Genomic DNA, 14,109 nt, shown 5'->3' on the forward strand with positions numbered 1-14,109 from the left:
TTTATACAGTATTTACATTTCTATGAAATAACAAAATACTTAAAGTGTCTCGCACAACCTACTCGTAAATAACACATGAAATATAAATAATCTTTATAAAAATTGATATAATACATTAAATATAATATACTCAATGATATATTAATAACAGGCTGACATTCTCCATATGTTATATGTTAATCAAAAACTCTATAACCCAGCCTTAAATGCACGTAATAAAATTAAACTAATATCCACAAGATAGTTAAAATTTCTCTACGTACAATGCATCTAATACATAGAATATTATTCTGTCTTTACCCCAGAAAATAACAACTTATATCTAAAAATACATATTTTATCCCCAAGAAATTAGTATAGGATTTCTTATTAATGAGATACCAAAAAGTTGTAATTTTGCTATGCTAGTTTACTGAAATAATCGCCTAATACCTACCATATAACACAAATTACTATATAACAATTAGAAAGGGAAGTATACTTAATCTATTTCTTGCTACTGCAAAAACGCTATTATATATAAGTCAATCGATATAGTATATCCTAGTTCATAGTTAATAGAGTTACAGTAATTTTTAATTAATATTAATAAATATCTACATAAAATAGCTTATTTTATAGTAAAGATCATAAATTTTCTTGTAAAAATCTTAATATAGTATTATTAATAAATATTACTTGTAAAAATCTTAATATAGTATTATTAATAAATATTATAAGTTTTTCTTTTGAAAACTTTAATATTTACATTAAAATTTTAAGTTAGGTATAGTAATCATGACATATAATTCTACAATAAAAATTTCCGCTTTAGTATCATTACTATTAATCTTTATTACATTGCTAGCATTTGCTTTACTTAAATATTTACAACAAAGACAACAACTAACAGCGCCATCTGCTGCTGCACCATTTAATAGTAATATTAAAATTAAACTACCAGTGGAAAAATTAACCCAATTAATGTGTGGCTTTTCTGACAAACAACCAGATGTTGATGCTATAAAAGGTAATATTATGTCACCCGATAGAGATCTTAGAAAGGTTCAATATCTTAAATGTAACAATACTATTACTAAGCTAACACGACTCTTCAAGGATCATGCTAAATTATCAGAAATAGTAAAAAATCCAACACTAGAAGCATCAGATCAATCACTTACCAAAGCTAATAAGAAAATCCTAAAATCAGCAAGAAAACACATTAAAAGAATAGAAACAACCCTTAATACAAAAGAAGGATGTAATTCTCTATTTCATATCAGAGCAACAACAGCTGCAATCCTTGAAAATATGTTTAACAAGTATAATACTTCAATCCCTAATACAAATATAATACATGAGCTAGTCAGCTATTGTAATCCAGCAGGATATTATTCTATGCCCATAAAATTTCTTAAAGAAGTTTTTGAGAAATGCGAAGAAATCGATATGAATAAAACAATTACCGGAGATAAATCAATAGTATTTCAAGAAGTAGCGACCACAAGAGAACTAACGTGTAATATTGTGGTGACTGCTATAATACCTTATAAAGGTAAAAATGAACAAATAACATCTGCATTAAGATTCACCATAACATCACCAGACTCACAGAATTTTTTACCCGTATGCTATAAAGATATAAATTTAACCATACGCTTACCTGAAGCAATAACCGAGTATATCACATCTCTTTACAATGTTAATGCCAAACCTCGTAATTCAGTTGCAATTTATAAGTATATTCCCACTAATATTGATAATAACATGCTTACATATTCCTTCCCAGACTTCTATATGCCTAGATTAATTAATATAGAAAATATTTGTTATATAGTAGAAGACGCTGCTACACCACGCGCTACACCACTTAATAGAAATGCTGCACCATATGCTGCTACACCACGCGCTACATCACTTAATAGAAATGCTGCACTATCTGCTGCTACACCACTTAATAGAAATGCTGCACTATCTGCTGCTACACCACACGCTACATCACCTGATAGAAATGCTGCACCATCTGCTGCTACACCACGCGCTACATCACCTTATAGAAATGCTGCACCATCTGCTGCTGCTACACCACGCGCTACATCACCTGATAGAAATGCTGCACCATCTGCTGCTACACCACGCGCTACATCACCTTATAGAAATGCTGCACCATCTGCTGCTACACCACGCGCTACATCACCTGATAGAAATGCTGCACCATTTAATAGTAATATTAAAATTAAACTATCAGAGGAAAAATTAACCCAATTAATGTGTGGCTTTTCTGACAAACAACCAGATGTTGATGCTATAAAAGGTAATATTATGTCACCCGACAGAGATTTTAGAGAGGGTAAATATCTTAAATGTAACGATACTATTATTCCGCTAGCACGACTCTTCAAGGATCATGCTAAATTATCAGAAATAGTAAAAAATCCAACACTAGAAGCATCAGATCAATCACTTACCGCAGATGATAAGAGAATCCTAGATTCAGCAAGTCAACACATTAAAAGAATAGAAACAACCCTTAATACAAAAGAAGGATGTAATTCTCTACTTCATATCAGAGCAACAACAGCTGCAATCCTTGAAAATATGTTTAACAAGTGTAATACTTCAATCCCTAATACAAATATAATACATGAGCTAGTCAGCTATTGTAATCCAGCAGGATATTATTCTATGCCCATAAAATTTCTTAAAGAAGTTTTTGAGAAATGCGAAGAAATCGATGTGAATAAAACAATTACCAGAACTAAATTAATAGTATTTCAAGAAGTAGCGACCACAACAGAACTAACGTGTAATATTGATGTGACTGCTATAATACCTTATAAAGGTAAAAATGAAAAAATAACATCTGCATTAAGATTCACCATAACATCACCAGACTCACAGAATTTTTTACCCGTATGCTATAAAGATATAAATTTAACCATACGCTTACCTGAAGCAATAACCGAGTATATCACATCTCTTTACAATGTTAATGCCAAACCTCGTGATTCAGTTGCAATTTATAAGTATATTCCCACTAATATTGATAATGACATGCTTATATATTCCTTCCCAGACTTACAGATGCCTAGATTAATTAATATAGAAAATATTTGTTATATAGTAGAAGACGCTATACCACGCGCTGCACCACTTAATAGAAATGCTGCACCATCTGCTGCTGCTACACCACGCGCTACATCACCTGATAGAAATGCTGCACCATCTGCTGCTGCTACACCACGCGCTACATCACCTGATAGAAATGCTGCACCATTTAATAGTAATATTATGTCACACGACAGAGATTTTAGAAAGGTTCAACATTTTCAATGTAACGATACTACTATTGAGCTAACACGACTCTTCAAGGATCATGCTAAATTATCAGAAATAGTAAAAAATCCAACACTAGAAGCATCAGATCAATCACTTACCACAGATGATAAGAGAATCCTAGATTCAGCAAGACAACACATTAAAAGAATAGAAACAACCCTTAATACAAAAGAAGGATGTAATTCTCTATTTCATATCAGAGCAACAACAGCTGCAATCCTTGAAAATATGTTTAACAAGTATAATACTTCAATCCCTAATACAAATATAATACATGAGCTAGTCAGCCATTGTAATCCAGCAGGATATTATTCTATGCCCATAAAATTTCTTAAAGAAGTTTTTGGGGAACGCAAAGAAATCAATATGAATAAAACAATTATCGGAAGTAAATCAATAGTATTTCAAAAAGTAGCGACCACAACAGAACTAAAGTGTATTATTGTGGTGCATGCTATAATACCTTATAAAGGTAAAAATGAAGAAATAACATATGCATTAAGATTCACCATAACATCACCAGACTCACAGAATTTTTTACCCGTATGCTGCTATAAAGATATAAATTTAACCATACGCTTACCTGAAGCACTAATCAAGTATATCACATCTGTAACTTATAAGCGTATTCCCACTAATATTGATGATAACAGGCTTATATATTCCTTCCCAGACTTCCATATGCCTTCATTCATAGATATACAAAATTTTGATGCAGTAGTTCCTTCTGATATATCCATGAACAGTTACTTAAATACAATACAACCACATCGTTAATAAACTTAATCAATCGTTATCCAAAGTTATTAAGTGACATCAGACTCTGTATAATTGCACATATAATTATATTAGCTATAATAAGTTATTCTATTGCTTTTTTTACTTTTATTACTGTAGTATTCTTTTTAATAAATTAAAATATCTTACATATTATATAAAGCCAAATAATCAATATTATAATAACTTTTAAATAAGATATTATTAAAATTTAAGATTGCGGATAATAAAACCAACATAGCACTGATATTAGTACTATTAATTACAACTCAATTTTAGATAAGTTTCCAATATAATAATTCAACAAAATATTATATACAAATCAGTCATTTCAATATTTCATATCACCATAATAAACAAAATTCCTACTCAGATTTATAAATAGATCTCAAGCATTTTACAGAAAAAACACTAGGATATTAATTAATGTGATATTTTTTTAGTTTTATAAAATAATTCTTAACTATTTTTAATAAATAGTTTATTCTTTTAATAAGTATTATTATTTTTGCCACAAATATTTAATATTATTTAAAAATTTAGGTACAATACTATGACATATAACTCTAAACTAAAAATCGTTGCTCTAGCGTTACTATTCCTCACTACTATATTATTAGTATTGGCATTTATATGTTGTATACAATTTATTCTTAGAAGTAATGTACGACCTTCCACAATAGATCTACTACCTAGCGTTCCCACAACTCGGAAGGAATATATCACCCCTCTTTCCCAAAAAGTTTCATCATCTGGCATTACCTCACTAACTCAAGAGCACGAAGATGAAGATATTACCTCATTTTCCCAAAAAGCTTTGCCATCTGGCATTACCTCACTAACTCAAGAGCACGAAGATGAAGATATTACCTCATTTTCCCAAAAAGTTTCATCATCTGGCATTACCTCACTAACTCAAGAGCACGAAGATGAAGATATTACCTCATTTTCCCAAAAAGCTTTGCCATCTGGCATTACCTCACCAACTCAAGAGCACGAAGATGAAGATATTACCTCATTCTCCCAAAAAGCTTTGCCATCTGGCATTACCCCAACTAAGTCAGATAAGGTTGACATTACAAGCGACTTAGCCATTAAAGATTTTCAAGAACATTCTAACAATACTTATAATATTCTTCCCACAAAACCACTCTCCAAAAATCATGCTGAATTATTAAAAAAAGTAAAAAGTCAAACACCAATGCCATCATACATCTCTCATAATCATGATAAGCTAAATTTAGCAAGGCAAATTGAATATATAAAATCAGGACTTCATATAGATGATAGAACATACCGCAACGCACTGTGTAATATAATAACTATGGCTATAATCCCAGAACATAAGGTAACTCCTTATCAAGGGATAAAACATAAACTAACCAGCTATGTTGTAAGCGAAACAGTATTTCATCCTATCTTCATAAAACTTGTTAAGGAACTTTGTAAGGACAAGTTGAAATTGAAACATAATAGTGATACCATCACTAACTCACTATAGATCCCTTTATTAATGAATAAACAACATCTTAAAGCTATAGGTACTAATCCTCTTGATAATGCATCAGTTGAAAATTGCTCACAAACAATACAGCAATATTAACTTATTATTAATAAATTTAATTAATATGATTATTCAAAGTCGTACAGAGTTAACATATTGCTCTTTCATTAAGCAACACACACTCGTACAACTACACATATACTCACCATGTGAGTACAATAAGTTATTTATTATTTTTATTAACTGTAGTACTCTGTTTAGGAAAATATTTTAATACTATATAAAACTAAGTCATTAATATTCTATGGTTTTTAAATAAAACATTATCAAAGATGTAGCTTTATAATAATATAAGACAACCACTAGTACATACATACCTTATAAAGATAAAATTAGCATTATTATAGTAAGATCCAAATAGATCTATGATAAATTCATATACTGCAATTTTGCTAATGATGTTAGAATAATAATATTATGTTACTTTTTAATCAATTAATACAATCCTCTATAGGATATTCTTCTGACTACTTATACTTAACCCCAAATAATCCACCAGCCATCAGAAGATACAACAACATAGAATTCCTTCAAACAAAAAGCTTACCTACACAAGAGATAGAAGAAATTACAAAATCAATATTAAAAACAGAAGAGTATGATACATACTTGGCACAAGGATTTTTTAATACAATACTTAATTTTAATAATTCTTATCAGCTACATATACATATTTCACATACTACTCCGTCTATAAAAATTATAGTTGATATTATAAAAAATGAACTCATAGCAGCCCCAGAATTTGAAAAAGAATTACATAGAATAATTAGTCTATACTCAAAAGGATTACTACTATTTACCGGAAACATATGTAATAGCAACATTCTATCATTTATATTGAATCATATTAATAATAATCAAAAAAAACATGTACTAATTTTCAGTAATGATCAAGTATCAATCCCAAAATCCAATAAAGCATTAATTAGTATACATAATTTATCACAAGCTGAACCTACATTTATTAAAAATCAAGCAGCCGATATTGTACTTTTTAGTAATTTTAATAATGTCAATTTAGTACGCACAGCCATTATGTGCATCAATATGGGATTATTAGTCATAGCATTTACTGACACAATTTCATGCTTATGTGCTTTAGAAGGAATTATAGTGTTATTCCCACATAGAGAATCTATTTTAAAGATATTATCAACACATTTAGTAGCTATAATAACACAGGTTTTTATAAATAATGCACCTTCTGATAACTTATATCTATATGACATTATAGAGTGTGACACTACAATACAAAAATTTATTATAGAAGATAATTTATCAGAAATTAAAAACTCAGGTATTATAAAAAAAATCAACCAGCTTATAGAAAAACATCAGATACATCACCATGATATACAGAGTATATTAAAGAACTTATCAGACACCAACCAATTATATACTGAGTCTGACTATAATGATCTTTTTTAATTATCACATTGAACCACTCACAAACCCAAAAAAAATCTTACTCATAACTTTTATATAATAGAATCATATCAACTTAAATCTTTAACAATACATTAATTACAATACAATATACACAATAGGAGTTAACATTAACCAAAATAACATCTTACTTCAACAAAGTAGTCTTATCCCAAATTATAACAACTACTTTATACAAGTTCATATCAATTGAAAACCTTTAATAGTATACTAGTACTACAATTTACAAAATAACACATACAATAACACCACTTCAAATAATATCCTACTTTAACAAAGTAGGACACAAATTCACAAGCAGTATCAAATATATTAAATTATATATATATATATAAGCATACACAACAAAACATGATAGCACCTAAAAATAACACATATCTTATTAACAATGAATTACATATTTCATACATCAAATTTACATGTTATAATGCTAAAAAGATATTTTATGAACAATGCTCAATGACTTCAAAATAGATCCACTGGTTAAAAACAAGCCACCTTCAGCAACAACTGCAGTTGTTGCTATGTCTGGTGGGGTTGACAGTTCAGTAGCAGCAGCACTACTCCACAAATTAGGGTATAAGGTTATTGGAATCACTCTACAACTATACAATGATAATATTGGGAAAGGTACATGTTGTGGTAGTCGAGACACGCAAGATGCAAAACAAGTGGCATTAAGTATGGGTTTCCCTCACTATACTCTTAACTACGAAAAAGTCTTTAAAGAAGAAGTCATAGAAGATTTTATAGATATATATATGCAAGGAAAAACTCCCATACCATGCATAAAATGTAACCAAGTTGTCAAATTTAGAGATTTACTTAACACAACAAAATCACTCGGAGCAGATATTCTAGTTACCGGCCACTATATTAGAAAAGTAGAGCAAGATGATGATATATACGTATACTCAAGTAAAGATACAAAAAAAGATCAAAGTTATTTTCTATTTGCAACTACAATAGAACAGTTAAAATTCCTTAGATTTCCACTAGGAAATTTTCATAAGGATAACATAAGAAAACTAGCAGAATATTTTAACTTATCAATAGCCAATAAACCAGACAGCCAAAATATATGTTTTGTTACAGACACATACAAAAACACAATTGCACAACTAAGACCACAAACTATAAAAAAAGGTAATATTGTAGATACTAATGGGAACATATTAGGCCAACATAACGGCATAGTAAATTTTACTGTTGGACAAAGAAGAGGTATTGGATTATCTTCTAAAGAGCCATTATACGTCATAAAATTAAACCCAAATACTAATGAAGTCACAGTAGGCCCTAAGTCTGCACTACTACAGAACAAGCTACATATAGAAAAGATAAATTGGCTAGCTAAAGATAAAATTCCATGTAATGGGCTAAACGTTAAAGTAAAATTAAGATCATCTCACTCAGGTAGTACAGCTATAATCTACCCAAACGATAACAATACAGCAACTATAATATTACACAACACATATTGTACGGTAACTCCCGGACAAGCATGCGTTATTTATGATGGAGATAGAATGTTAGGAGGAGGATGGATATATTAAATTTACTATCATTCAATTTTCAAAACATCTCTTCATCTCCATTTAAAAAATCACAACCTGAGTAAACTTCAATACCAATAGAACACTGTATTATCACAAGATATATTGCTCACAATACCTAGCAAACACATGTCTGATAATAGAGATAGGACATTTAGGAAGAAAATGAATATTTAAATTTACTATCATTCAATTTTCAAAACATCTCTTCATATAAAAGGAACTACATTAAAATTCTATTGTTGTAATATACATATACGGTGTTTATTTACAAAAGTATCTATAGCTTATATTACAATATTATTAACTTTTAATATTAAAGTGTACATGCATTAGTATAAGAAACCATATTAATTCACGTAAGACACAGTGCTTACAAACATATACTATTAATAATTCAATCTTATACTATTCCAAGATACTTCCACTCACTAAATACTCAATAGGTCCTTACATTTTTTTACATTTAAAAATAAAACAAATGACTATAGCTAGCATAATTATATTAAGAGCTACTCATACTACACTTTTGCTACTAACTTCAAGTAAATAACATAATGAAAAAATGCTATATAATCTTAGAAATACAAATAGCAGCCTTACATGCCTTTTTTATAAAAAAAGATAAGATCCTATAGTTACTAGCATTCCCAGAATTATAACACATAGCAGTATCATGATGTTCCAGTTCTTCATTACGAAACTGAATAACCTTATCTTTTAACTCACCATCATCCAACATTGCTATTTGATCTCGATAATGATCACTTATTACATCTTCTACAGCAACAGTACAAGCCATAGCTGCATCTTCACCTATTAAAGCCGTAGTGATACCTAACATTACTCCCATAACATGCCATACTGGTAAAAAACCCGTAGGACGTATTTTTTTATCCTTCATTAAAGAATCAAAATAACCAAAATGTTTCTGTTCTTGTTTCTTCATTTCAACAATTTTCTGACCAACAGACATTTTACGCAAAACCAATTCCTGACCAGAATATATACATACTGCCCCATATTCTCCAGCATGATTTACTCGAATAGCCTGTTCTAATAGATTATTTTTTTGTAACATACTGTTTCACAAATAAATAAACACCTAATATTAAACATAGTATACAATATATAAGATTGCACTCTGCAAAAGATAATCCCATAAATACAATACTAGGGCGATTACAAGATATTACCATACTTACATCTAGCAAAGCATTTTTCAGATCATCAAAATTCAAAGATTTTATACTATCTGTACACCCTATAATATCTGCGACTAAACTATGTTCAAGAGCAACATGATAACCTGAAATGCATATATTACACACATAACATAAGCACATTAAAAAAGAAATCACTTTGGATGGTTTAAATAAATATATAATAAACAATCCAATAGTAATAAAATACGGTATACGCTCATATATACATAACTTACAAGGAGACATACCAAATAAATATTGAGCTATATACGCTATACCCAACGCAACAATACTCGCTATAAAAAATAAAATTACACTATAATCCTTCCTTATACTCATTATTCTACCTAAATTTCATTAGAGTCAAAATGTAATCATTAAGAGCTACTGCATCGTGAATAGTCAAGTTAAAACATATAAACGCCACAAGATACATAACTACTAATGTGTAAATAACTAATACCAATCCTTCAGCGATTATTGAAAAACAATTATTATATGATATTTGTAACCTAGAAATAGGCCAAGGTTTTATTACATCAATAACATTAAAAAATACAAAAGGGACTAAAAAGAACATTAAAAAATGTATAAAATCATTAAACCAAGCAGGACACATAAAAATACTTTTACATATTTTGTCATAAAATATTGCTAAATAGTTATATATCGCAAGTATTGCAGGCATAGATAATGCAACAACCAGAAGCTGTCCTAATGCTATCTGTACTACTATTATATCACTTCTACTATCAGTAGAATTATTAGATTGAAATACAAAGATCGATATCACAGCTATTATCATAAGCACTAACGACACCTTTAAAAAAAATGATGCTATTACAGCTCCTGTTATTAATAGACCATATGATACATAGAACATCCCATATATTAAGTAAAATAATATATAACCTAATATTAAAGACAATACTGCAGCCCAATGATTTTGCCACGCTGGTAAATATCCAGTACCTAAAAAAGTACTTATTAATCTAGTAGGTAAGACTTTACCTATAATTCTCATTAAAATTTGAAGCCAAGAAACTAACATAGGCCAATACTAATTGTGAACATTATAAACTAATTTAAAATAAATCTTACTCTTTTACTGATGAAAAGAAAATATAAAATGTAATTAATGTCATTTAACAACATATAAATCATCTTATTAATAGCAAATAGTTACTTGACTTGTTAGTAATTTACTACTATGCTTTAGTTTAGTTATTACTTAAGTCACTTGTTGTTTATGGCTAAAAAAGGTTCTAATTTACTTGTAAAGTTAGCAAGCAGTGCAAAAACTGGTTTTTTTTACGTAAAGAAGCGCAATCCCAAGAAGTTAATTAATAAGCTCTCTTTCCGGAAATATGATCCTGTAGCAAAAAAACATGTATTATTTACCGAAGAGAAACTGAGGTAAGGTTCATTTCATTGCTTACATCCAACAATGAAACACTAGTTAACCTTTTTGATTTTAGGGCTTTGTATTTTTCTGATCTTAGGCTGGACGGGAACATTTGTGCCTCGCTCTCACACTCAGTTGATGATTCTGATGTTGTTTGTTCTCCATTCATGTATGTGTTTATATGTTTATACTCACTGCTTCCACTGCTAACAGACTCTACACCACCTAAAGTGTTAGAAGAGCATGTATTACTAACTTCCATATGTAGGAGCTCATTACGTGCTATGAGTTTAATCCATAATCTACCAATTATGCCACAACTTACCCAAATTATAGATAGTATCAAAGCAGCAACACCAATAATAAGTATATTGCTATATCCTGCTTTTGCAATTGTACCAAATATATTACATAGATTATCCTGAAACTCAATTATATACAGCACAACAACACATGTAATTAGTACAAAAGTTAGCATTAATGATATAGTTAACTTAACATAGCAACACCTTTCTTTCCTTAAACTTTTCCTTTTAATCTTTTTATAAATTTCTTTAGTTAATAAATTTTTATTCATCAACTTCATCACATAGCTACTACCCTTTCTAGAAAATAAACCTTGTCTATCATCTGCAATTAGAAGCTCTACCATCTCTACACTACTACCTCTTATAGCAATATCTAATGGTGTCTCTCCATCTGCATTTACACTCATTATATTAAGATCATAAGATAGTATCTTTTTTACTAAATTAGCTTTACATGCTGCCACAGCTTGATGCAAGAAAGTATTACCATGACTATCTACTACTTCAAAAATCTTCTTTAATCTGTTACGTTCATATCTAAACTGGTTACACAAATAAGGGAATAATACTGCAGAACATGCAATGTCATTGCTTGCAATAGCAATATCAAAAGGTGTTTTTCCTTCACTATTCTTTTCTAAAATAACTTCTTGCCAACCTAACTGTAACGCTTTTAGTAATACCCCCACACTACCTACCGAAACAGCCTGATGTATTAAGTTATTACCATTATGATCTACAGTAGTAATTGGAGTACAACCTTCACTATTCTCAATTGATAAATCTATATGCTTACATGACAATAAACAACTCACTACTTCTAATTTTCCTGATTCAATCGCAAAATGTAGTGGTGTACAACTTCTAGCACTATTTCTCAATTCATCAATTTCACCATTACGATTATATGTAGTTGCTTGAGTATTAACATCCATACCAATATCTATACATAATAGCAAATTATCTACATAGCCGCCCATAGCTGCATGATGCATTATATTCCTACCCATATAATCTTGCTGATTTACAGCATCTGCATTATGTTTAACCAACAATTTTAACACAGAAAATGAGTTACTTCCTGCAGCCAAATGCAATGGTGTTAATCCAGATTTCGCAGAACTTAGAACAACATTTGATTTACTCAACAAAAATCTTACACACTTTTTTGCATTATATGCAGCTGCAAAATGTAGTGCCGTATAACCATACGAATTAACAGAATTAGCATCTAATTTATATTTCTCAAATAAAATCTTTAACAGCTCCACACTATCTGACTGTACCAATACAGAAAGAATGCTATCAGAATCAGGGCCATAACTCCTACCTAAAATATGCTCATGATACTCCTTTAATAAATGAGAGTCATTATGATCCAGTGTCTTGTCTAACTTCCCTAACTCTACATGACATATAACTTTTATTATGTTTTCATACGATGCTTTACATATTCTATTTAATAACCTTCTATCGTTGCGTATACAATAAACAAACTTCTCTAATTGTAGTTGTAGAGATTTATCATCTTCAGGATCCAAATCATCAGCTTTGAAATCTAGTAGACAATTAATACATTCTAATAAATCATCAGTAACACTTTCTTGTTGCTCTATTACTTTGAGTAATGCACTTTCAGCTACTTTTTTTAATTCACCACTACATTTTTTAAATTTACTTAAAGAACTACATATAATTCTAATCGCTGATAAATCTCTATGTTCTAATGCATACTGTAATGATCCTTTGTTAAAGTCTACTGGAGAATACTCTACACCGTTTCTACTAGAATATGTGAGAGCAACTTTAGTTATTACACTTTTCTCTTGATTAAAAGTACTACTAAAAATTAAGCTCAAAAACTCTTCCCTTTCAGGTGAATTACCAGGAAATATCAAACCTAAACTACCAAGATCACATACGTAAAGATAACCTCCTGAAACTCGCGCTTCTAGAGTACGAACTGATTGAACACTATCTACAACAATACAATATCCTGCCCCATTTTGATATATAATAAATTGACAATTCCGCTTAACTTTTGCCTTTTTTCTAGATTTTAAAAGCGATAAAAGTCCTCGGAAAAAAACTTTAAAATCACCATCTGCTAATGCATCTGCTAATAATTTGTTTAGATTAACAACTTGAATAGGAGGGATGCCTTGAGTTTTTAACTTACTTAATTGTTCATTTTCTTCTTTGGATAATAAAACAATATTATCAGAACATTGTTGTACCCCACCTGATACTGCACCATTGTCCTTATAATGTTGTACATTACCATTTAACATATTAACTATCTCTATATTTGTTTAGAGATACTCTGTATAAGTTAATATCATGAAATATATATTAATAATTGTGTTTAAGCAAAAACCATCGACTTTAAATAATGTTACAAATTAACACTTAACAGCGATTTCTGAATTATAGAAAATGTAAAGATCGTTTTATAATCTAAGAAATAATTATTAACAGGCTAGTAAAAAATCATTGATTTTTATTAATAGATAATTTAATATTT

At 29.7% G+C, this 14,109-nt stretch carries 9 protein-coding genes; 5 read left to right on the forward strand and 4 right to left on the reverse strand.

Annotated elements, in window-relative coordinates; translation table 11 throughout:
- The first annotated feature begins 777 nt into the window (after nt 1-777).
- The 4 genes from EHF_RS03415 (at nt 778) to mnmA (ending at nt 8,667) form a co-directional block, all read left to right on the forward strand.
- Nucleotides 778-4,098, forward strand: a complete 3,321-nt coding sequence (locus EHF_RS03415; protein ID WP_044195241.1) for a hypothetical protein — start codon at nt 778-780, stop codon at nt 4,096-4,098.
- 553 nt (nt 4,099-4,651) lie between these two features.
- Complete coding sequence (locus tag EHF_RS03420) at nt 4,652-5,599, forward strand: hypothetical protein (protein WP_044195244.1); 948 nt, start codon at nt 4,652-4,654, stop codon at nt 5,597-5,599.
- Nucleotides 5,600-6,079: 480 nt separating this feature from the next.
- Nucleotides 6,080-7,093 carry a P-loop NTPase family protein gene (locus EHF_RS03425; protein ID WP_044195247.1) on the forward strand — a complete coding sequence of 338 codons (1,014 nt, stop codon included), beginning with the start codon at nt 6,080-6,082 and terminating at the stop codon, nt 7,091-7,093.
- A gap of 470 nt (nt 7,094-7,563) precedes the next feature.
- The gene (gene mnmA / locus EHF_RS03430) at nt 7,564-8,667 is read left to right on the forward strand and encodes a tRNA 2-thiouridine(34) synthase MnmA (protein ID WP_044195250.1); all 1,104 of its coding nucleotides are present in this window, start codon (nt 7,564-7,566) and stop codon (nt 8,665-8,667) included.
- A 568-nt stretch (nt 8,668-9,235) separates the two neighbouring features.
- On the opposite strand, the gene EHF_RS03435 is transcribed toward mnmA, so the two are convergent.
- From EHF_RS03435 to EHF_RS03445, 3 genes are read right to left on the reverse strand one after another with little or no spacing between them, the layout of a single operon-like run.
- Nucleotides 9,236-9,748: a demethoxyubiquinone hydroxylase family protein gene (locus EHF_RS03435; RefSeq protein WP_044195253.1), complete on the reverse strand. Its 513-nt coding sequence runs from the start codon at nt 9,746-9,748 to the stop codon at nt 9,236-9,238.
- Nucleotides 9,732-10,211, reverse strand: a complete 480-nt coding sequence (locus EHF_RS03440; RefSeq protein ID WP_198015088.1) for a disulfide bond formation protein B — start codon at nt 10,209-10,211, stop codon at nt 9,732-9,734. The genes EHF_RS03435 and EHF_RS03440 overlap by 17 nt, the downstream gene beginning before the upstream one ends.
- A gap of 4 nt (nt 10,212-10,215) precedes the next feature.
- Nucleotides 10,216-10,923: a phosphatidylglycerophosphatase gene (locus EHF_RS03445; protein WP_044195259.1), complete on the reverse strand. Its 708-nt coding sequence runs from the start codon at nt 10,921-10,923 to the stop codon at nt 10,216-10,218.
- Nucleotides 10,924-11,121: 198 nt separating this feature from the next.
- Between EHF_RS03445 and rpmG the strand changes: the two genes are divergently transcribed.
- Nucleotides 11,122-11,292, forward strand: a complete 171-nt coding sequence (rpmG, locus tag EHF_RS04610) for a 50S ribosomal protein L33 (protein WP_084475739.1) — start codon at nt 11,122-11,124, stop codon at nt 11,290-11,292.
- Here the strand turns inward: rpmG and EHF_RS03450 are convergent.
- Nucleotides 11,270-13,876 (reverse strand): ankyrin repeat domain-containing protein, encoded by a 2,607-nt coding sequence (locus EHF_RS03450; RefSeq protein ID WP_044195261.1) that lies wholly within the window; start codon nt 13,874-13,876, stop codon nt 11,270-11,272. The two genes, rpmG and EHF_RS03450, sit on opposite strands and share 23 nt — an antisense overlap.
- Between the last annotated feature and the right edge of the window lie 233 nt (nt 13,877-14,109).

Source organism: Ehrlichia japonica (assembly GCF_000632845.1).
In the GTDB taxonomy this organism is placed as follows: Bacteria; Pseudomonadota; Alphaproteobacteria; order Rickettsiales; family Anaplasmataceae; genus Ehrlichia; species Ehrlichia japonica.